This is a genomic window from Cellulomonas sp. P4_H12 (assembly GCF_056400905.1).
On sequence record NZ_JBFUKJ010000017.1, the window covers coordinates 17,267 to 36,671 of the forward strand.

The 19,405-nt window shown below is 73.8% G+C and carries 22 protein-coding genes; 12 read left to right on the forward strand and 10 right to left on the reverse strand.

Annotated features, from left to right (window positions below; all coding sequences use genetic code 11):
- The first annotated feature begins 47 nt into the window (after positions 1 to 47).
- From nadA to AC1DQC_RS11080, 4 genes are read left to right on the forward strand one after another with little or no spacing between them, the layout of a single operon-like run.
- Complete coding sequence (nadA, locus tag AC1DQC_RS11065) at positions 48 to 1,238, forward strand: quinolinate synthase NadA (protein WP_477051285.1); 1,191 nt, start codon at positions 48 to 50, stop codon at positions 1,236 to 1,238.
- A 2-nt stretch (positions 1,239 to 1,240) separates the two neighbouring features.
- Positions 1,241 to 1,840 carry a DJ-1/PfpI family protein gene (locus AC1DQC_RS11070; RefSeq protein ID WP_477051286.1) on the forward strand — a complete coding sequence of 200 codons (600 nt, stop codon included), beginning with the start codon at positions 1,241 to 1,243 and terminating at the stop codon, positions 1,838 to 1,840.
- Positions 1,837 to 2,166, forward strand: a complete 330-nt coding sequence (locus tag AC1DQC_RS11075; protein WP_477051287.1) for an antibiotic biosynthesis monooxygenase family protein — start codon at positions 1,837 to 1,839, stop codon at positions 2,164 to 2,166. The genes AC1DQC_RS11070 and AC1DQC_RS11075 overlap by 4 nt, the downstream gene beginning before the upstream one ends.
- A gap of 19 nt (positions 2,167 to 2,185) precedes the next feature.
- Positions 2,186 to 2,713 carry an acyl-CoA thioesterase gene (locus AC1DQC_RS11080; protein WP_477051437.1) on the forward strand — a complete coding sequence of 176 codons (528 nt, stop codon included), beginning with the start codon at positions 2,186 to 2,188 and terminating at the stop codon, positions 2,711 to 2,713.
- A 12-nt stretch (positions 2,714 to 2,725) separates the two neighbouring features.
- On the opposite strand, the gene AC1DQC_RS11085 is transcribed toward AC1DQC_RS11080, so the two are convergent.
- Complete coding sequence (locus AC1DQC_RS11085; RefSeq protein WP_477051288.1) at positions 2,726 to 4,105, reverse strand: M20/M25/M40 family metallo-hydrolase; 1,380 nt, start codon at positions 4,103 to 4,105, stop codon at positions 2,726 to 2,728.
- 32 nt (positions 4,106 to 4,137) lie between these two features.
- On the opposite strand from AC1DQC_RS11085, the gene AC1DQC_RS11090 reads away from it, so the two are divergent.
- Together AC1DQC_RS11090 and AC1DQC_RS11095 are read left to right on the forward strand one after the other, a co-directional pair.
- Positions 4,138 to 4,719, forward strand: coding sequence for a DUF3043 domain-containing protein (locus AC1DQC_RS11090; protein ID WP_477051289.1), 582 nt, complete (start codon positions 4,138 to 4,140; stop codon positions 4,717 to 4,719).
- 21 nt (positions 4,720 to 4,740) lie between these two features.
- Positions 4,741 to 5,751 carry an aldo/keto reductase family protein gene (locus tag AC1DQC_RS11095; protein ID WP_477051290.1) on the forward strand — a complete coding sequence of 337 codons (1,011 nt, stop codon included), beginning with the start codon at positions 4,741 to 4,743 and terminating at the stop codon, positions 5,749 to 5,751.
- Positions 5,752 to 5,793: 42 nt separating this feature from the next.
- On the opposite strand, the gene yczE is transcribed toward AC1DQC_RS11095, so the two are convergent.
- Together yczE and AC1DQC_RS11105 are read right to left on the reverse strand one after the other, a co-directional pair.
- Positions 5,794 to 6,429, reverse strand: coding sequence for a membrane protein YczE (gene yczE, locus AC1DQC_RS11100; protein ID WP_477051291.1), 636 nt, complete (start codon positions 6,427 to 6,429; stop codon positions 5,794 to 5,796).
- Between the two features lie 32 nt (positions 6,430 to 6,461).
- Complete coding sequence (locus AC1DQC_RS11105; protein WP_477051292.1) at positions 6,462 to 6,596, reverse strand: hypothetical protein; 135 nt, start codon at positions 6,594 to 6,596, stop codon at positions 6,462 to 6,464.
- 63 nt (positions 6,597 to 6,659) lie between these two features.
- Between AC1DQC_RS11105 and yczR the strand changes: the two genes are divergently transcribed.
- The gene (yczR, locus tag AC1DQC_RS11110) at positions 6,660 to 8,120 is read left to right on the forward strand and encodes a MocR-like transcription factor YczR (RefSeq protein WP_477051293.1); all 1,461 of its coding nucleotides are present in this window, start codon (positions 6,660 to 6,662) and stop codon (positions 8,118 to 8,120) included.
- Between the two features lie 3 nt (positions 8,121 to 8,123).
- Here the strand turns inward: yczR and AC1DQC_RS11115 are convergent, their stop codons facing one another.
- Genes AC1DQC_RS11115 through AC1DQC_RS11130 form a run of 4 tightly spaced genes read right to left on the reverse strand, consistent with a single transcriptional unit; the run spans position 8,124 to position 10,181 of the window.
- On the reverse strand, positions 8,124 to 8,336 hold the full coding sequence (locus AC1DQC_RS11115) for a hypothetical protein (protein WP_477051294.1): 213 nt from the start codon (positions 8,334 to 8,336) through the stop codon (positions 8,124 to 8,126).
- Entirely contained in the window at positions 8,336 to 9,400 is a 1,065-nt protein-coding gene (locus AC1DQC_RS11120) for a quinone-dependent dihydroorotate dehydrogenase (protein ID WP_477051295.1), read from the reverse strand. Before AC1DQC_RS11120 ends, AC1DQC_RS11115 begins: the two co-directional genes overlap by 1 nt.
- Before the next feature lie 5 nt (positions 9,401 to 9,405).
- Complete coding sequence (locus AC1DQC_RS11125) at positions 9,406 to 9,825, reverse strand: hypothetical protein (RefSeq protein WP_477051296.1); 420 nt, start codon at positions 9,823 to 9,825, stop codon at positions 9,406 to 9,408.
- Positions 9,822 to 10,181 (reverse strand): hypothetical protein, encoded by a 360-nt coding sequence (locus AC1DQC_RS11130; protein ID WP_477051297.1) that lies wholly within the window; start codon positions 10,179 to 10,181, stop codon positions 9,822 to 9,824. Before AC1DQC_RS11130 ends, AC1DQC_RS11125 begins: the two co-directional genes overlap by 4 nt.
- A gap of 63 nt (positions 10,182 to 10,244) precedes the next feature.
- On the opposite strand from AC1DQC_RS11130, the gene AC1DQC_RS11135 reads away from it, so the two are divergent.
- A complete protein-coding gene (locus AC1DQC_RS11135; protein ID WP_477051298.1) occupies positions 10,245 to 11,729 on the forward strand; it encodes a leucyl aminopeptidase in 1,485 nt (494 codons plus the stop codon).
- Positions 11,730 to 11,733: 4 nt separating this feature from the next.
- On the opposite strand, the gene AC1DQC_RS11140 is transcribed toward AC1DQC_RS11135, so the two are convergent.
- On the reverse strand, positions 11,734 to 12,699 hold the full coding sequence (locus tag AC1DQC_RS11140) for an RNA polymerase subunit sigma-70 (RefSeq protein ID WP_477051299.1): 966 nt from the start codon (positions 12,697 to 12,699) through the stop codon (positions 11,734 to 11,736).
- Between AC1DQC_RS11140 and AC1DQC_RS11145 the strand changes: the two genes are divergently transcribed.
- Positions 12,698 to 13,408 (forward strand): DUF899 family protein, encoded by a 711-nt coding sequence (locus AC1DQC_RS11145; protein WP_477051300.1) that lies wholly within the window; start codon positions 12,698 to 12,700, stop codon positions 13,406 to 13,408. The genes AC1DQC_RS11140 and AC1DQC_RS11145 overlap by 2 nt on opposite strands.
- Here the strand turns inward: AC1DQC_RS11145 and AC1DQC_RS11150 are convergent.
- Positions 13,405 to 13,743: an oxidoreductase gene (locus tag AC1DQC_RS11150; RefSeq protein ID WP_477051301.1), complete on the reverse strand. Its 339-nt coding sequence runs from the start codon at positions 13,741 to 13,743 to the stop codon at positions 13,405 to 13,407. The two genes, AC1DQC_RS11145 and AC1DQC_RS11150, sit on opposite strands and share 4 nt — an antisense overlap.
- Positions 13,744 to 13,933: 190 nt before the next feature.
- Between AC1DQC_RS11150 and lpdA the strand changes: the two genes are divergently transcribed.
- The 3 genes from lpdA (at position 13,934) to AC1DQC_RS11165 (ending at position 18,154) form a co-directional block, all read left to right on the forward strand.
- Entirely contained in the window at positions 13,934 to 15,319 is a 1,386-nt protein-coding gene (gene lpdA, locus AC1DQC_RS11155) for a dihydrolipoyl dehydrogenase (protein WP_477051302.1), read from the forward strand.
- A gap of 29 nt (positions 15,320 to 15,348) precedes the next feature.
- Positions 15,349 to 17,169 (forward strand): 2-oxoglutarate dehydrogenase, E2 component, dihydrolipoamide succinyltransferase, encoded by a 1,821-nt coding sequence (gene sucB, locus AC1DQC_RS11160; protein WP_477051303.1) that lies wholly within the window; start codon positions 15,349 to 15,351, stop codon positions 17,167 to 17,169.
- Positions 17,170 to 17,266: 97 nt separating this feature from the next.
- Entirely contained in the window at positions 17,267 to 18,154 is an 888-nt protein-coding gene (locus AC1DQC_RS11165; protein ID WP_477051304.1) for a TIGR01777 family oxidoreductase, read from the forward strand.
- A 2-nt stretch (positions 18,155 to 18,156) separates the two neighbouring features.
- Here AC1DQC_RS11165 and AC1DQC_RS11170 read toward each other — a convergent pair whose 3' ends face one another.
- The gene (locus AC1DQC_RS11170; RefSeq protein WP_477051305.1) at positions 18,157 to 19,389 is read right to left on the reverse strand and encodes a protein kinase family protein; all 1,233 of its coding nucleotides are present in this window, start codon (positions 19,387 to 19,389) and stop codon (positions 18,157 to 18,159) included.
- Between the last annotated feature and the right edge of the window lie 16 nt (positions 19,390 to 19,405).

Below are 19,405 nucleotides of genomic sequence, written 5' to 3' on the forward strand. Positions count from 1 at the left end.
GGCAGTCGACCGGCGGCGTGCAGGCCGGATTGTGCGAGGATCGCCGCGTGAGCGTGAGCACCTTCTCCGAGCCGGCTCCGTCGGCCCTCCTGCTGCTGGGCCGCGGCGTCGACCTGGCCTCCGAGCGCGGCGTCGAGTGCGTCGGCGATCTCCCCGCACCGAGCGACCCGGACCTCGTCGAACGCGCCCGCGCCGCGCGTGCCGCGCTGGGCAGCCGGGCGTTCGTGCTGGGGCACCACTACCAGCGCGACGAGGTCATCGAGTTCGCCGACGTCACGGGCGACTCCTTCAAGCTCGCGCGCGAGGCCGCCGCCCGGCCCGAGGCCGAGTTCATCATCTTCTGCGGCGTGCACTTCATGGCGGAGTCGGCGGACATCCTGACGTCCGACCACCAGCAGGTGATCCTCCCGGACCTCGCCGCGGGCTGCTCCATGGCGGACATGGCCGCCATCGACCAGGTCGAGGACGCGTGGGACGTGCTGGTCGACGCGGGGATCGCGGACCAGACGGTCCCGGTGACGTACATGAACTCGGCGGCGTCGATCAAGGCGTTCACTGGCCGCCACGGCGGCACCATCTGCACCTCGTCCAACGCGCACGTCGCGCTGCGGTGGGCCTTCGACAAGGTCGGCGGCGTCGGCGGCACCGGCAAGGTCCTGTTCATGCCCGACCAGCACCTCGGCCGCAACACCGCCGTGCAGCAGCTCGGTCTCTCTCTCGACGACTGCGTGGTCTTCGACCCGCGCAAGCCCGGCGGCGGCCTGACCACCCAGCAGCTGCGGGACGCCCGGATGATCCTGTGGCGCGGGCACTGCTCGGTGCACGGGCGGTTCTCGGTCCGGAACGTCACGGACATGCGCGCGGCGGTCCCGGACGTCACCGTGATCGTGCACCCCGAGTGCCAGCACGAGGTCGTGCTCGCGGCGGACCTCGTGGGGTCGACGGAGTACATCGTCAAGGCGCTCGACTCCGCGGCGCCCGGCAGCTCCTGGGCCGTGGGCACCGAGCTCAACCTCGTGCGGCGGCTCGCGGCGGCCCACCCGGACAAGAACATCCACTACCTGGACTCCACGGTCTGCTTCTGCTCGACCATGAACCGGATCGACCTGCCGCACCTGGTGTGGGCGATGGAGTCGCTGGTGGCCGGTCGGCCCGTCAACCGGATCGTCGTGGACGCGGACGACGCCCACTGGGCTCGCGTCGCGCTCGACCAGATGCTCGCCCTGCCGGGGTACTGAGCGTGTCCACGGGGCACCACCTGCGAGTCGGCATCTTCGTCTTCGACGACGCCGAGGAGCTCGACGTCGTCGGCCCGTACGAGGTCCTCTCGTACTGGGCGAACACCTCCGAGCTGCGGCCCGAGGTGGTGACGTTCTCCGTCGACGGCTTCGGCGTGCGCTGCGCCAAGGGCCTGCGGCTCGTCCCCGACCTCAGCCGGGACGAGCTGGGACCCGTGCACGTGCTCGTCTACCCCGGCGGCGCCGGCACGCGCCCGCTGCTGCGGGAGCCCGAGCACCTCGAGTGGGTGCGCGGCATGCGCGCCTCGACGCCGCTGCTCACGAGCGTGTGCACCGGGGCCCTCGTGTACGCCGCCGCGGGCCTGCTGTCGGGCCGCCCGGCGACCACGCACTGGGCGGCCTTCGACGAGCTCGCCCTGCTGGACCCGACCGTGCTGGCCGACACCGAGGCCCGCTTCGTCGACGACGGGGACATCGTCACGTCGGCCGGGGTCTCGGCGGGCATCGACATGGCGCTGCACCTGGTGGCCCGCCTGGAGTCCGTCGACGCCGCCAAGGCCGTGCGCCGCGGCATCCAGTACGACCCCGAGCCCCCGGTATGACGGGACCGCTCGACGCCCTGGTGCTCGAGCACGCGCTGCTCCCGGTCCGCGCCGGCCACGAGGACGAGTTCGAGCGGGCGATCGCTGAGGCCACGCCGCTCGTGGCGAGCATCCCGGGCTTCCGCGGGATCCACGTGTCGCGCGGCGTCGAGAGCCCCTCGACCTACCTGCTGCTCATCGGCTGGGACTCGGTCGAGGCGCACGAGGTCGGGTTCCGTCGGTCGCCGCAGTACCTGCGGTGGCGTGAGCTGCTGCACCACTTCTACGAGCCGTTCCCGGTGGTCGAGCACTTCGTCGCCGTTCCCGCCGAACCTACTCGCGAGTAACATCGCGCGGGTGACCCGGATGATCCAGCTCGCACTGGCCACCACCCGCCCCCGACCGGCCGTCCCCGGTCGCGGTCTGTTCGACCCGTCCGTCACCCGCATGCGCGTGCACCTGGGCGACCTGGACTTCTACCGGCACGTCAACAACGGCGTCTACCTGCAGATGATGGACGTCGCGCGCAGCAACTTCCTCGCGGACCTGGGTGCCTTCGGTCCGCTCAAGGAGCACGGCTGGTATCCCGTCGTGGCGTCGTCCACCGTCTCCTACCGCCGCTCGCTCACCCTCGGCCAGCGCTTCGAGATCTCCACCCGGTTGCTCGGCTGGGACCCCCGGTGCGCCTACCTCGAGCAGACGTTCCGCCGAGGTGACCAGCACGTCGCTCGCGGCGTCGTCGCCGGCCGGTTCCTCGGTCGGGACGGGTCCCGCATCCCCGCGCCGGACGTGATCGACCTGCTGGGCACCCACGACGGCCCGTCGCCCGAGCTCCCCGGCGACGTGCAGGCGTGGGCCGAGGCCGTCGGCGTCGCGCACCGCGAGACGGCCTGACCTCCCGCCGCGCTAGCCCGCTGCCAGACGCTCCAGCAGCAGCGCCTCCGCGAGCACGACCTTCTCCAGCTCACCCAGGTGGACCGACTCGTTGGCGCCGTGCGCCCGACCGTCGGGGTCCTCGACGCCGGTCACGAGGATCGACGCGTCGGGGTACACCTCCAGCAGGTCCGCGATGAACGGGATCGAGCCTCCGACGCCGATGTCCACCGGATCGGTCCCCCACGACTCCGCGAACGCCCAGCGGGCGGCCTGCATCGCCGGCGAGTCGAGCGGCGCCTGGAACGGCTTGCCCTGCTCGCCGTCGGTCACGGTCACGCGCGCGCCGAAGGGCGCGTGCTCGACCAGGTGCGTGCGCAGCGCGGCCATCGCGGCGGCCGGGTCCTGACCGGGCGCGAGCCGGACGGAGAGCTTGGCGGAGGCGCGCGGGGTGATCGTGTTGGACGCGCTGGCCACGCGCGGCGCGTCGAAGCCGATGACGCCGATGGCCGGACGCGTCCAGAGCCGGGCCGTGATCGGTCCCGTGCCCGCGAGCCGGACGCCGTCCAGCACGCTGGCGTCGGCGCGGAACGTCGCCTCGTCGTAGTCCACGGTCGGGTCCGGCGCGCGCACCAGCCCCGCGACCGCCACGTTGCCCTCGTCGTCGTGCAGCGTCGTGATCAGGCGGGCGAGCAGGGTCGGCGCGTCGAGGATCGCGCCGCCGAACATGCCCGAGTGCACGGCGTGCTCCAGGACCGCGACCTCCACCACGCAGTCGACCAGGCCGCGCAGCGACGTGGTCAGGCCGGGGACCCCGATCGCCCAGTTCGACGAGTCCGCGACGACGATGACGTCGGCCGCCAGCTCCTCGCGGTACGCGTGCAGAAAGGCGGTGAAGGTCGGCGAGCCGATCTCCTCCTCCCCCTCGACGAAAACGGTGACGCCGACGCCGAGGTCGTCGCCGAGCACCCGCAGCGCCCCGACGTGCGCGATGACGCCGGCCTTGTCGTCCGCCGCGCCGCGGCCGTACAGCCGGCCGCCGCGCTCGGTGGGCTCGAACGGCGGGCTGTCCCAGTCGGCGTCGTCCCCCGGCGGCTGGACGTCGTGGTGCGCGTAGAGGAGCACGGTCGGCGCACCCTCCGGGGCGGGGCGGCGCCCGACGACCGCGGGGGCACCGCCCGGCACGGAGAGCACCTGCACGTCGTCGAGGCCCGCGTCCCGCAGCAACGCCACGACGGCGTCGGCGCTCGCCGCCACGTGCGCCTGGTCGAACTCGGCGTTGGACACGCTCGGGATGCGCACCAGGGCCTCGAGGTCGGCACGCAGCGCGCCGAACGCGGACGCCGTGCGCGAGCGCAGGGCCGCCGTGCGGTCGCCGGGAAGGATGGTCGGGTTCGGGGAGGCGTCGGTCACGGACAAGCACGCTACTCGACTACCCTGGCGGGGTGTTCGGACGCAGCAACGACCCCCAGCCCGTGACTCCCGCACTGACGGAGAGCGCGCCGCCGCCCACGGACGCGGGCAAGGGCCGCCCGACACCGAAGCGCAAGGTCTCCGAGGCCGCGAACAAGCGGCCGCTCGTCGCGCCGACCACCAAGAAGGCCACCCGCGAGCAGGCCAAGGCCCAGCGCGACGTCGAGTACCGGGCCATGCAGACCGGCGACGAGCGCAACATGCCGGCCAAGGACCGCGGCCCCGTGCGCCGCTACATCCGCGACGCCGTCGACGCCCGCTGGAACCTCGGCGAGTTCTTCCTGCCGATGGCGGCCGTCTTCCTGGTCATCCAGTTCGCGCTGGCCAAGACCGGGCTCGCCGTCGTGGCCATCCTGGCGCTGTACATCTACATCCTCGCGGCGGCCATCGACGGGTGGCTCATGTGGCGAAGCGTGAAGAAGCGCATCGTCGCCAAGTTCGGGGCTGAGCACATCCCGCGCGGCGTCGCGATGTACGCGGTGCTCCGCGCGTTCCAGATCCGCCCCGCGCGGCTGCCCAAGCCGCAGGTGAAGCACGGACAGCGCCCCTCCTGAGCCCGCCGTAGGGTGGCGGGCATGGTTTCCTACCGCTACCTGGGCCGCTCCGGCCTGAAGATCACCGAGATCACCTACGGCAACTGGCTCACGCACGGCTCGCAGGTGGAGAACGACACCGCGAAGGCGTGCGTGCGCGCCGCGCTCGACGCGGGCATCACCAGCTTCGACACCGCGGACGTGTACGCCAACACCAAGGCGGAGACCGTCCTGGGCGAGGCGCTGAAGGGCGAGCGGCGTCAGTCGCTCGAGATCTTCACGAAGGTCTACTGGCCCACCGGCCCCGGTGGGGCCAACGACTCCGGCCTGTCGCGCAAGCACATCCTGGAGTCCATCGACGGCTCGCTGCAGCGCCTCCAGACCGACTACGTCGACCTCTACCAGGCGCACCGGTACGACCAGTCGACGCCGCTCGAGGAGACGATGCAGGCGTTCGCCGACGTCGTCCGCGCGGGCAAGGCGCTCTACATCGGCGTCTCGGAGTGGACCGCGGACCAGATCCGCGCCGGCCACGCGCTGGCGAAGGACCTGGGCGTGCAGCTCGTCTCCAACCAGCCGCAGTACTCGGCGCTCTGGCGCGTCATCGAGGGCGAGGTCGTCCCGACGTCCGAGGAGCTCGGGGTGTCGCAGATCGTCTGGTCCCCCGTCGCCCAGGGCGTGCTCACCGGCAAGTACAAGCCGGGTGCCGCGCCGCCCGAGGGGTCCCGCGCCACCGACGAGAAGGGCGGCGCCCGGTTCATCGGGCGCTTCCTCGAGCAGCCCGACGTGCTGCAGCGCGTGCAGGACCTCACGCCCGTCGCCGACGAGCTCGGGCTCTCGCTGGCCCAGCTGGCCGTGGCGTGGGTGCTGCAGAACCAGAACGTCGCCGCGGCGATCATCGGCGCCTCGCGGCCCGAGCAGGTCACCGAGAACGTGAAGGCGTCGGGCGTGACCATCCCGGCGGAGCTGCTGGCCCGGATCGACACGATCCTCGGTGACTCCGTCGTCTCCGACCCGGCGGAGACCGCCAAGAACGCGCCGCCGGCGCGCTGACGTCGGGTCCGGCCCCGGGTCGACCCCGGGGCCGGACCCCCGTCAGACGGTGACCGGCTCGCGGACCTCGCCGGTCGGCACGGTCAGACGCGGCAGGAACACGTGCACCAGCGGGCCGATCGCCACCGCGTAGGCGAGCGTCGCGAAGCCGACGGTGCCGCCGAGCAGCCAGCCCACGGACACGACCGCGACCTCGATGGTCGTGCGGACGAGGCGCACCGAGCGGCCGGTCCGTCGCACCAGGCCGGTCATGAGCCCGTCGCGAGGACCCGGGCCGAGCCGGGCGCCGACGTAGAGCCCGGTGGCCAGCCCGTTGAGCACGATGCCGCCCGCCGCCAGCGCGATGCGGACGCCCAGCGCGTCGGGCAGGCCGCCCACCAGCGTCAGGAACGGGTCGACGAGCAGGCTGATCACGGCCACGTTCGCGATCGTGCCGATCCCGGGCCGCTGGCGCAGCGGGATCCAGCACGCGAGCACCACGAGCCCGACCAGCAGGGTGACCGCGCCGAACGAGAGACCCGTGCGGCGGACGATCCCCTGGGTGAGGACGTCCCACGGCATGCTGCCGAGTCCGGCGTCGACGAGCATCGCGATCGAGGCGGCGTAGAGCACGAGGCCGACCAGCAGCTGCACTCCCCGGCGCACGGGTCGCGCGTCGGCAGTGGTCCGGTTCAGCACCGCGCGAGCATACGTCCGCCCGCGGGGGGCCTTCACGGCCGCTCCTCGAACCACGCGTGGTGCGAGGCGGGCGGCGGGCGGTGACCCCGACCGTCCCGACGGACGACGATCGCCACGGCGACGGTGAGGCTCGCGACCAGGAGGATCGCTGATATCCACATGCTCATGGTGAGCCATGCTGGCTCGCAACTGGCATCGCTTGGAATAGCCACTTCTGGCATAGTGGCCTGGTGACCAGCACCCCCGAGCTTCCCGTCGACCGCCGGATCAGCGGCCACCGCCTCGGCTCGGTGCTCGGCGCCTGGCAGCGTCCGGGCCCGGCGTACGTCGCCCTGGCCGACGCGGTCCGGGCAGCCATCCTCTCGGGCACGGTCCCGCTCAGCACCCGCCTCCCCAGCGAGCGCGAGCTGGCCGACGCCACGGGCGTGTCCCGCACGACGACCACGGCGACGTACGGACTGCTGCGCGACGAGGGCTACCTGGTGAGCCGGCGCGGGTCGGGCACCGTCACCACCCTGCCGGCCGGTCCGGGGGCGCGGTCGTCGATGGCCGAGACGTCCCGCGCCGAGCCCGGGATCGTCGACCTCGCCATGGCCGCGCCGTCGGCCCCCTCGTCCCTGCACGGCGCGTACCTCGCCGCGCTGGACGCCCTCCCCCGGCACCTGACGGGCACCGGGTACGCCCCGCTCGGTCTGCCGGTCCTGCGCGAGGCGATCGCGCGGTGGTACACCCTGCGCGGCACGCCCACGACGCCGGACCAGGTCCTCGTCACCACCGGCGCGCAGCAGGCCATCCACCTGCTGGTCAGCGCGCACGCCGGTCCGGGCGACCGGGTGGTGGTCGAGCACCCGACGTACCCGCACGCCATCGACGTCGTCCGGTCCGTGGGTGCCCGCGCCGTGCCCGTCCCGTCCGGCGAGACCGGGCTGGACATCGACCTGCTCGAGTCGACGCTGCGCCAGGTGGCACCCCGGCTCGTGTACCTGATCCCGAGCCACCGGAACCCGACGGGAACCAGCCTGAGCGACGAGGACGCCGCCCGGGTCCGGGCGCTCGCCCGCCGGCACCGGACGACGATCGTCGGCGACGAGGTCCTCGCCGAGCTGACGATGGACGGTCCGGCGCCCGGCTCGTTCGCCGGCGACGCCACCTCGGCGTACGTCGTCTCCATCGGCTCCGCGTCGAAGAGCTACTGGGGAGGTCTGCGCGTCGGCTGGGTCCGCGCGCACCCCGACCTGGTCCACCGGATCGCCACCACGCGGGCGCACGTGGACATCGGCACGGCGCTCCTCGAGCAGCTGGTCGTGGCCGAGCTGCTGGCCCACTCCGACGAGCTCCTCGCCGGACGCCGGGCGGCCCTGCGGGACCGCCGCGACCTGCTCGTCGGGCTCCTGCGCGACCACCTGCCCTCGTGGCGGTTCGAGGTGCCCGCCGGCGGCCTGTCGCTGTGGGCCGACCTCGGTGCGCCGGCGTCCAGCGCGCTGGCCGCGATCTCGACCCGGTACGGGGTCCGGGTGGTCCCGGGCACCGCGTTCGGGGTGGACGGCAGCTTCGAGCGGAACCTGCGCCTGCCCTTCACCTCGACGGCCGACGACCTGCGCCGCGCCGTGACCGGGCTGGCGGACGCATGGGCCGGCCTGGGCGTCACGGAGCCCGCGGCGCCCCCGGCCGGGGTCCACGCGATGGTCTGACGGTCAGATCAGGGGCAACGTCAGCGTCGCGGTCGCCTGCAGGCCCTCGTGCAGCAGCCCGACCGCCTGGACGCCCTGCGCCGCGAGGGTCCGCCAGTGCTCGCCCAGCCACTGCTCGGCGTCGTACTGCGTGGTGAAGACCGGGCTCACGGGCCGGTCGAGCACCGTGCCGTCGGCCCCGTCGAACCGCCACTCCCACTGCGGCCGGAGCACCATCACCCGACCGCCGTCCGGTGGTGGGTCCCGCGCAGCGCCTGGTCGGCCGCGAGCGCCCGGGTGATCCGCGACGCGTAGGCCGGTCCCTCGTAGATCAGCCCGGTGTAGCCCTGCACGAGGGTGGCGCCGACGGCGACGTACTCCCGGGCGTCCGCGGGTGTGGTGATGCCGCCGACGCCGATGATGACCGCGTCGGGCCCGAGCCGGCTGCGCAGGCGGGCGACGACGTCCAGCCCGCGCGCCAGCACCGGCGGACCCGAGAGCCCGCCAGGCCCGAGGTCGTGGCCGATGGTGGTGTTCACGGCGACGATCCCGTCCAGGCCGAGCTCGGCGGCGAGCTCGGCCACCGCGTCCACGTCGTCGTCGGACAGGTCCGGCGCGATCTTGACCAGCAGGGGCACCGGGGCGAGGCCGGCGGCCGCCGTCGCCTCGTCGGCCGCCACGCGCGTGGCCTCGAGGATCGGGCGCAGCGCCTCGACCGACTGCAGGTCCCGCAGGCCCGGCGTGTTGGGCGACGACACGTTGACGACGAGGTAGTCGGCGTACGGGGCGAGCCGGCCGGCGCTGGTGGCGTAGTCGACGGGAGCCTGCTCCGCGGGCGTCACCTTCGTCTTGCCGATGTTCACGCCGACCACGAGCCGACGCCCGGCGGGTGTCGCGCGCAGCCTGCGCAGCCGCGCCGCCACGGCCTGCGAGCCCTCGTTGTTGAAGCCCATCCGGTTGCGCAGGGCGCGCTGGTCCAGCACCCGCCAGAGCCGCGGCGGCTCGTTGCCAGGCTGGGCGTGCGCGGTGACGGTCCCCACCTCGACGAAGCCGAACCCGAGCATGGTGAGGCCGGCGACCCCGAGCGCGTTCTTGTCGAAGCCTGCGGCGAGGCCGAAGCGCGACGGGAAGCGCCGACCCCAGACGTGGACCGCGCCCCGGTCGGACGCGGCGAACGCGCGGCCGACGACCTGGCGCAGGCCCGGGACCTGGGCCACCACCCGGATCAGGCGGAACGCGACCTCGTGCGCGCGCTCGGGATCCATGCGGCGGAAGACGAGGTCGAACAGCAGGCGGTACACGCTGTTCACCCTAGGTCGTCGGCGCGGGAGCGGCCCGTGCGCCACAGCCAGAGCAGCCCGAGGAACGGCAGCACCAGCGGGATGTAGCCGTAGCCCTGGCCGAACGCCGACCACACGGTCTCGTCGGGGAACTCGCCCACGTCGACCAGCGAGAGGACGCCGACGGTGAGCACGCCGACCAGCTCGATGGTCACGGCCCACCAGGCGAGCCGCCGCCGGTCGGTGGCCAGCGCGACCGTCGCGACGATGTAGACCAGCCCCGCCGCGAGCGAGAGCAGGTACGCGACGGGCGCCTCGTCGAGCTTGGTCGCCACCTGGTAGATGCCCCGGGCGGTCGCGGCCAGCGCGAGGATCCCGTAGACGGCGACCAGGAGGCGGCCGGGCCCGCTCCCCGTTGGTCGGTGTGCTACCTGTCGATCGGTCACACGGTCCCCCAGATCTGGAGCAGTCGGAGTTCGAGGAAGGCGACGGTCAGCGCGGCGACGAGCAGGACCACCGAGCTCCAGCGCGTGCGCTCGGCGAACGCCCACGCGGCGGCGATCGGCAGGATGAGCAGCTGCGTCAGCACGTACCCCCACAGGAGCACGCCGTCGACGTCGGGGCTACCGGTCGCGGCCAGCACGCCGGCGACGACGGCCTGCACCACGAGGACCGCCTCGACGACCGCGCCGCCCCACAGCTGGCGCAGGACCACCGCGCGGTCCCGGACGACGAACCAGAGCGCCCAGCCCGCGAGCGCGAGGCACAGCGCGGCCACGAGGAGGGCGAGGGGGACGATCACGGTGCCCCACCGTACCGGCGGGGGCCGCGCCGACCGTCCACCGTCCGGATCTATCATCGAGCGGTGACCCTGACGCTGACCTCCCAGGACCCTGCCCGCCTCGCCGTCGACGCCCTGGTCGTCGCGGTCGCCCAGCAGGACGGAGCGCCCGTCGTCCTCGGCGCCGAGCGCCTGCCCAAGGACCTGCGCGCCGTGCTGGCCGACGCCGCCGCGCTCGGCATCACCGGTGCGGCCGACGAGGTCCGCCGCCTGCCCGGTACCGGGCTGGTCGCCACCGTCGTCGTGCTCACCGGCGTCGGCCCCGCCGACAAGGTCACGCCCGAGGCGCTGCGCCGGGCCGCCGGTGCCGCCACGCGGGAGCTCGCCGGCACCGCGCGCGTCGGCCTCGCGCTGCCGGCCGACGACACCGCGTCCGTCGCCGCCGTCGCGGAGGGCGCCCTGTTCGGCGCCTACTCCTACACCCGCTACCGGGCGTCCGAGGCGGCGAAGCAGGCGCCCGTGAGCGTCCTCCAGCTCGTCACCGCCCACCCGCGCGACCGGGCCGCCACGGCTGCCGTCGCCCGCGCCGAGATCGTCGCCGCCGCCGTGCACGGCACCCGCGACCTGGTGAACGCGGCGCCCAACGACCTGTACCCGGCGGCGTTCGCGGAGATCGCGAAGACGGCGGCGAAGGACGCCGGTGCCAAGGGGCTCAAGGTCACCGTGCTCGACGACAAGGCGCTCGCGGCCGGCGGGTACGGGGGCCTCATCGGCGTCGGGCAGGGCTCCGTGCGCGGCCCCCGCCTGGTCAAGGTGGCGTACACGCCGTCCCGACCGAAGGCCAAGGTCGCGCTCGTGGGCAAGGGCATCACGTTCGACTCGGGCGGCATCTCGATCAAGCCCGCCGCCGGCATGGAGGCCATGAAGTCCGACATGGCCGGTGCCGCCGCGGTGCTGCACACGGTGCTCGCCGCGGCCCGGCTCGAGCTCCCGGTCGCCGTGACCGGCTGGCTGTGCCTCGCGGAGAACATGCCGTCCGGCACCGCCCAGCGGCCGTCCGACGTGCTGACCATCCGCGGCGGCAAGACGGTCGAGGTGCTCAACACCGACGCCGAGGGCCGCCTGGTCATGGCCGACGGGCTCGTGGCCGCCGTCGAGGAGAAGCCGGACGTCGTCATCGACATCGCCACCCTCACCGGCGCGCAGCTGGTCGCGCTCGGCCACCGCGTGTCCGCCGTGATGGGCACGGACGACGTGCGCGGCGAGGTCGTCGCCGCCGCGGAGACGAGCGGGGAGCTGTTCTGGCCGATGCCCCTGCCCGCGGACCTCAAGGCGGGGCTCAAGTCGAAGGTCGCCGACCTCGCGAACATCGGCGACCGGTTCGGCGGCATGCTCACCGCGGGGATCTTCCTGCAGGAGTTCGTCGGGCAGACCCCGTGGGCGCACCTCGACATCGCGGGGCCGGCCTACAACGAGCGCTCGGCGCACGGGTACACACCCGTCGGCGGCACCGGTGTCGGCGTCCGCACGCTGCTCGCGCTCCTCGAGGGGCGCGCGCCGGCGGCCTGACCCCTCAGGGCTCGAGCGCGAGGGGCAGGCCGAGCGCAGCGACGTGGTGGGCGCCCACGAAGGCGTTGATCTCGGCGATGCGCCCGTCGACCACACGCAGGACGTCGACCACCAGCGCCTCGTGCTGCGCCCCGCCGGGCAGGCGCAGGTAGTTCACCAGCGCCGGGCGGCCGTTGGCGCTGGTCGCGACGGTCCGCCAGTCCAGCGGCCGGGCCAGGAACTCGCTCACCGCACCGGGGCCGACCACGGGGGCGTCGGGCGGCATCGTGATCCGCACGTCGTCGGCGAGCAGCATCCGGAACGCCTCGGCGTCGGACGCGCCCGCGTAGCGCCGCAGGACGTCCTCGTCCTGCGCCGTGAGCGCCGGTCGGCGCCACTCGCGCGGGTCGGCGGGCGCGTGCCGCCGGATCGTGGCCCGCGCACGCTGGACCAGGCTGTTCGCCGCCGGGAGCGGCACGCCGAGGGCGTCGGCGATCTCCGCCGGTGTCCAGCCGCTGACGTCGCGCAGCACGAACGCGGCCCGCTGCCGCGGCGGCAGATGCCACAGGGCCGCGATGAGCGCGAGCTCCACCAGCTCGTCGGCCTCGGCCTCCGTGTCGGGGTACGGGCCGATCTTTGTGCTCAGCTCCAGGGCCTCGCCGACGGGCACCGTCCGACGCCCGGCCGCCTTCTGGCTGTCGAGCCACACGTTCGTCGCGATGCGGTACAGCCACGTCCGCACGGAGGCGCGGCCCTCGAAGCGGTCGCGGCCGCGCCAGGCGCGCAGGAACGTCTCCTGGACGAGGTCATCCGCATCCGCGACGTTGCCGGCGAGCCGGTAGCCGTGCGCGCGCAGCTCCCGCCGGTGGGCGGCGAACGCGTCCTCGAGCCACGCGCCCTGCGGGTCCCGCGCTGACGCCCCACCGATGACGTTCGCGGGCTGGCTCGTCAGTACGGCGACCGATCCTCGTCTCTCCGAAGGAGCTCCCATGACCGCCACGCCCCCCATCGTCGACCGCACGACCTGGCTGCGCGAGCGCGCCGACCTGCTGGTCCGCGAGAAGGCCCACACCCGCGCGGGCAGCACCCTGGCGGCCGAGCGTCGGCGGCTGCCGATGGTCGAGGTCGACGCGGGCGTCCGGCTGACCGGCGCGGGCGGCCCGACGCCGCTGCTCGACGTGTTCGAGGGGCGTGACCAGCTCCTGGTCTGCAAGCACATGTGGCACCGCGGCCGGGGCTTCGAGGACCAGTGCCGGGGCTGCACGGCGACCGTGTGGAACTTCCAGGACGCCACCTACCTCGAGGCCCGCGGGGTCACGTTCGCCGTCTGGTGCGAGGGTCCGTCCGACGAGTTCGCGCCCTACCGCGAGTTCATGGGCTACCGGGCACCGTGGTACTCGGTGGACGGCGTCGACTCCCCCGGCATCTCCGACGGCTGGATCACCGCCTACCTACGCGTCGGGGACCGGGTCTTCCAGACCTACGAGACCGACGGGCGCGGCTGCGAGGCCATGATGCCCGCGCTCCAGCTGCTCGACCTGACCGTGTACGGCCGCCAGGAGGAGTGGGAGGACTCCCCGGAGGGCTGGCCGCAGGACCCGACGCAGAGCTGGTTCCGCCGCGACGGACGACCGATCCCCCAGTGGACGCGGCCCGGCGTCACGCCGGTCGGCTCCCATGCGGAGGGCGACTGCTGCTAGGGATGCTTGCGCCTGCCGGCCAGCCGCTGCCGCGAGTTCCAGTCGCGAACGCGCTGGGGGTAGCCGGTCCGCTGGACGTCGTAGACGGGGATGCCCATGTCGCGCGCGAGCTGCCAGGCGGTCGCGGGGTCCGGCACGCGGCGCCGGGTCCACTCGCCGTCCGTCGCGACGAGCATCATCGTCGTCGGGGTGTCGTTGGTCCGGGGCTCGACGTAGGCCTCCACGCCGACCCGCGTGGCGACGAAGTCCTTGAGGTGCGCGAGCGTCGCCGCCCGCGCGTCGCGGTCCGTCGGCGCGTCGGTAGCGGCCGGCTTGCGGCGCGAGAACAGGCCCATGGCGCACGAGAGTAACCTGCGAGCCTGTCGGTCCGCGGGGTGTGATGCGCGAGACGGAACAGCAGTCATGGGACGACTGTTCTGCTCATCACATGGTCGCGCGCGTCGTCCAGGTCGTTCCAGGCCTGCGGGGATGACAGGATGGTCGGCGAGCTCGAGACCACCAAGTCTGCGTATGAGGAGTCTGCACGTGGCCGACACGAACGGCACCGCTTTCGACATCGTCGTCCTGGGCGGAGGCAGTGGTGGCTACGCCGCCGCGCTGCGCGCCGCACAGCTGGGCAAGACCGTCGCCCTGATCGAGGCTGACAAGGTCGGCGGCACCTGCCTGCACTACGGATGCATCCCCACCAAGGCGCTGCTGCACGCCGCCGAGCTGGCGGACAACGCCCGCGAGGGCGCCAAGTTCGGCGTCCACACGAGCCTCGACCACATCGACATGAACGGTGTGAACGAGTACAAGTCCTCGGTGATCGGCCGCCTGTACAAGGGCCTCCAGGGCCTGGTGAAGTCGCGCAAGATCACCGTCTTCGAGGGCTACGGCAAGCTCGTCGGCCCGGACGCCGTCGAGGTGAACGGCGAGCGCATCACCGGCGAGCACATCGTGCTGGCCACCGGCTCGTACGCGCGGTCCCTGCCCGGTCTCGAGATCGGCGGCCGGGTCGTCACGTCCGACCAGGCGCTGCAGCTCGACTGGGTGCCGAAGTCCGTGATCGTGCTCGGCGGCGGCGTCATCGGCTCCGAGTTCGCCAGCGTCTGGAAGTCGTTCGGCGCCGACGTCACCATCATCGAGGCGCTCCCCCACCTGGTCGCCAACGAGGACGAGGCGCTGTCCAAGGCGTTCGAGCGCGCGTTCCGCAAGCGCGGCATCAACTTCAACCTGGGCGTCCGCTTCTCCGGCGTCACGCAGGACGACAACGGCGTGCACGTCACGCTCGAGGACGGCAAGACGTTCGACGCCGACCTCCTGCTCGTCGCCGTCGGCCGCGGGCCGCGCACCTCGGGCGTCGGCTACGAGGAGCAGGGCATCACGCTCGACCGCGGGTTCGTCATCACCGACGAGCGCCTGCACACCGGCGTCGCCAACATCCACGCGGTCGGCGACATCGTCCCCGGCCTGCAGCTCGCCCACCGTGGCTTCGCGCAGGGCATCTTCGTCGCCGAGGAGATCGCCGGCCTCAACCCGGCCGTCATCGTCGAGTCGGGCATCCCGCGCGTGACCTACTCCGAGCCCGAGGTCGCCTCGGTCGGCCTCACGGAGGCGCGCGCCAAGGAGGTCCACGGTGCGGACGGCGTCGAGACGCTCGAGTACAACCTGGGTGGCAACGGCAAGAGCCAGATCCTCGGCACGCAGGGGTTCGTCAAGCTCGTGCGCCAGAAGGACGGCCCGGTGGTCGGCGTCCACATGATCGGTGCGCGCGTCGGCGAGCTCATCGGCGAGGGCCAGCTCATCGTCAACTGGGAGGCCTACCCCGAGGACGTCGCGTCCCTCGTGCACGCCCACCCCACGCAGAACGAGGCCCTCGGGGAAGCGCACCTCGCGCTCGCCGGCAAGCCGCTGCACGCCCACAACTGACCTACGGATCGAAGGAGACACGAGCGGTCATGTCCGACAACGTGCAGCTGCCCGCACTCGGTGAGTCCGTCACCGAGGGGACCGTCACCCGCTGGCTGAAGAACGTGGGCGACACGGTGGAGGTCGACGAGCCCCTGCTCGAGATCTCGACCGACAAGGTCGACACCGAGATCCCGTCGCCGTTCGCCGGCGTGCTCGAGCAGATCCTGGTGCAGGAGGACGAGACCGTCGAGGTCGGCGCCACCCTCGCCGTGATCGGGTCCGGCCAGTCCTCCTCCGGCGGGGGCGAGGCCGCTCCGGCTGCCGACGAGCCCGCTGCTGAGGAGCCCGCCGCCGAGCAGGCTCCCGCCGAGGAGTCGGCCGCCGAGGCCTCCCCGGCCGAGCAGTCGGTCGAGTCGCACGAGGAGCCCGCCCCGGCGCAGCCCGCGCCGGCGGCAGCGTCGGACGACGGTGGCGCCAGCGAGAACGTCACGCTCCCCGCGCTCGGCGAGTCCGTCACCGAGGGCACCGTCACCCGCTGGCTGAAGGCCGTGGGCGACGAGGTCGCCGTGGACGAGCCGCTGCTCGAGATCTCGACGGACAAGGTCGACACCGAGATCCCGTCGCCGTTCGCCGGCACGCTGCAGCAGATCCTGGTGCAGGAGGACGAGACCGTCGAGGTCGGCGCCGTCCTCGCGGTCATCGGCTCCGGGGCGGCGCCCGCCGCTGCCGCTCCCGAGGAGAAGGTGCCCGAGACCGAGCAGAAGGCCCCGGAGCCGCAGAGCGCTCCGGAGCCCGCCGCCGAGCAGGAGTCGGCCGCGGCCGCTCCCGCGCCGGTCGCCACCCCGACGCCCGTCCCGGCTACGCCGACGCCGGCACCCGTGCCCGCCACGCCCGCCCCGGCAGCCGCCCCGGCTCCCGCCGCGTCCGGCACGTACCTCACCCCGCTCGTCCGCAAGCTCGCGGCCGAGAAGGGTGTCGACGTCGCCGCACTCGTCGGCACCGGCGTCGGCGGCCGCATCCGCAAGGAGGACGTGCTCGACGCCGCGGCGAAGGCCGAGTCCGAGAAGGCCGCCGCCGAGGCCGCCAAGGCCCAGCCGGCTGCGGCGCCCGCCGCCGCACCGAAGGCTGCGGCCGTCCCGGCGGTCTCGCCCCTTCGCGGCACCACCGAGAAGGCCAGCCGGCTGCGCCAGATCATCGCCGAGCGCATGGTCGACGCCCTGCACTCTCAGGCGCAGCTCACCACGGTGGTCGAGGTGGACGTCACCAAGGTCGCGCGGCTCCGTGCGAAGGCGAAGGAGGACTTCAAGGCACGCGAGGGCGTCAACCTGACGTTCCTGCCGTTCTTCGTCCTCGCCGCGGTCGAGGCGCTCAAGGCGTTCCCGAAGATCAACGGCGTGCTCGAGGGCAACCAGATCACGTACCACGCACAGGAGAACGTCGGCATCGCCGTCGACACCGAGAAGGGCCTCCTCGTCCCCGTGATCCGTGACGCGGGCGACCTGAACCTCGCCGGCATCTCGCGCAAGATCGTGGACCTGGCCGGTCGCACCCGCCAGAACAAGGTCACGCCCGACGAGCTCAGCGGCGCCACGTTCACGGTGACCAACACGGGTTCGGGCGGCGCGATCATCGACACCCCGATCGTCCCCGGCGGCACTTCCGCGATCCTCGGCACCGGCGCGATCGTCAAGCGCCCGGTCGTCATCCAGGACGCGGACGGCGCCGAGGTCATCGCCATCCGCTCGATGTGCTACCTGTCCCTGTCCTACGACCACCGCCTGGTCGACGGGGCCGACGCCTCGCGGTACCTGAGCGCGGTCAAGGCCCGTATCGAGGAGGGCGCGTTCGAGTCCGAGGTCGGCCTCTGACGCACGGCCGCACCTGACCGGCCGACGGCCCGGCGCCCCACACGGGGTGCCGGGCCGTCGACATGTCGGCCGGACCGCGCGACCGTAGGGTGACGGCATGCAGGTCGTCATCGCGGGGTCGCACGGGTTCATCGGCAGCAGGCTCGTCCCGCACCTGCGGGACGCCGGCCACGAGGTCACGGTCCTGGTGCGCGGCGACGCGCGGGGTGCCCACGAGGTCGCGTGGGACCCGACCGAGGGGCGGCTGGACCGGGGCGCGATCGCGGGCGCCGACGCGGTCATCAACCTTGCGGGCGTCAACCCCGGGTCGAGGCCGTTGACCGCGGCCCGCAAGCGCGAGGTCCTGTCGTCGCGCGTGCTGACCACCCGCCTGCTGGCGCGGACGCTCGCCGAGCTCGACGACGGGCCGCAGGTGCTGCTGCAGGCCTCGGGGATCGGCGCGTACGGCTCCCGGGGCGAGGACGTGCTCGACGAGGACGAGCCGATCGGCACGACCTTCTTCGCGAACGTCGTGCGGCAGTGGGAGGCGGCGACGACGCCCGCCGCCGACGCCGGCGTCCGGGTCGTGCGCCTGCGCACGGGAATCGTGCTGGGGCAGGGCGGCGGCGCGCTGGGACCCCTGCTCCCGGTCATCAAGGCCGGCGTCGGCGGCCGGCTGGGGTCGGGCCGGCAGTTCTGGCCGTGGATCACGCTGCTGGACGAGGTCCGGGCGATCGAGCACCTCCTCACGGCCGACGTGCACGGGCCGGTCAACCTCGTCACCGCCCCCGCGCGCAACGCCGAGGTGGTCGCCGCCCTGGCCGCGGCCTTCCACCGGCCGGCGGCGGTCCCGGTGCCGGCCTTCGCGCTGCGGACGGTGCTCGGCGACTTCTCGTCCGAGGTGCTCGGGTCGATCCGCGCGATCCCGGCCGTGCTGGACGCCAGCGGCTTCGTCCCCGTGCACGGCGACCTTGCCACCGCTGCCGCGTGGGTGGCTGCGGGCTGAGCTCACCCGTCGGCGACGTCCCAGACCCGCCAGCCGTCGTCGGTCCAGCGCAGGCCGAGCACGACCGTGCGGGCCGGTGGCGCGGGCGTCTGCGACGGCATGGACGTCACGGAGGTCACCGCGACGTCCGTGGTGCCGCGGCTCCCGTCGCCCGCCACGAGCCACGCGTCGTGCACCTCGACCGCGAGCCCGTCCACGCGCTGCCCGGCGCGGCCGGCCAGGAGCCGCGCGTCCGCCGTGTGCGCGGGGCCACCGAGTACCTCGGCCGCCTCCAGCGCCGTCGGGTCGGCGGCGCCCACCGCCGCCGCTCGTCGGCTGCTGAGCTCGGCGGCGGCCGCCACCGGCTCGTCGCGGTCCCGCACAACATCGACCGGCGCTGCGGCCAGAAGCCCCTGCGCGACGGCAGCTGCCGACAGCACACCGGCGAGCGCCACGGCCGCGAGGCCGACCCGCGACGCCCGGCGACGACGAGCTCGCGCCGCGTGACGCGCACCGCGGGAGGTCGCGGGCTCGCGCCGCGCACCGGCCGCCAGGGCCGAGGAGGCCAGCGCGCCGGCGTCGGGCAGTCGGACGGGTTCTGGCTCCGTGATCCGGAAGCAGCGGTCCACCACGCGACCGGCCTCGATGCCCGGCACCCGCAGCAGCTCCGCCAGCGCCTCCCGGAGCGCCGGCGCGTCGGGCACGAGGTCGACGTCCTGCCAGGGCAGCACCGCGAGGATCGTGGTGATCAGGCGCCGCACGTCGGCTTCCGGGTCACCGGCCGCCAGGATCGCGCCGCGCAGGTCGGTGAGCACCGGCCGGCCGTCGGGGCGCACGACGACGGCCGACGCCGACACGGCACCGTGGGCCATGCCGGCGTCGTGCAGGGCCCCCAGCGCGCCCGCGACGGGGATCGCCACCGTGGCCGCCTCGCCGTCGCTCAGCGGAGCGCGCGCCGCGCGGACCTGCGCGAGGGACAGGCCGGGTACGTGCTCGACGACGAGCCCCAGCCGGCCGGGTGAGAGCTCGACGACGTCGAGCACCTGCGCGAGGTGCTCGTGCCGCAGCGCACGCAGCCGAGCGACCCGGGCAGAGAGGAGCTCGTCGAGCACGGCGGGCACGACGTGGAGCTCGAGCCGCCGGTCGGATCCGTCGAGAGCCACCGCCAGCCAGCCCTCGCCGGCCGTGTCGACCGGCCGGAACCCGACCTGGGCGAGCACGGTCTCGACGTCGGCCGGCACGAGGAACGCGTCCATGCCGGTCATCCAAGAC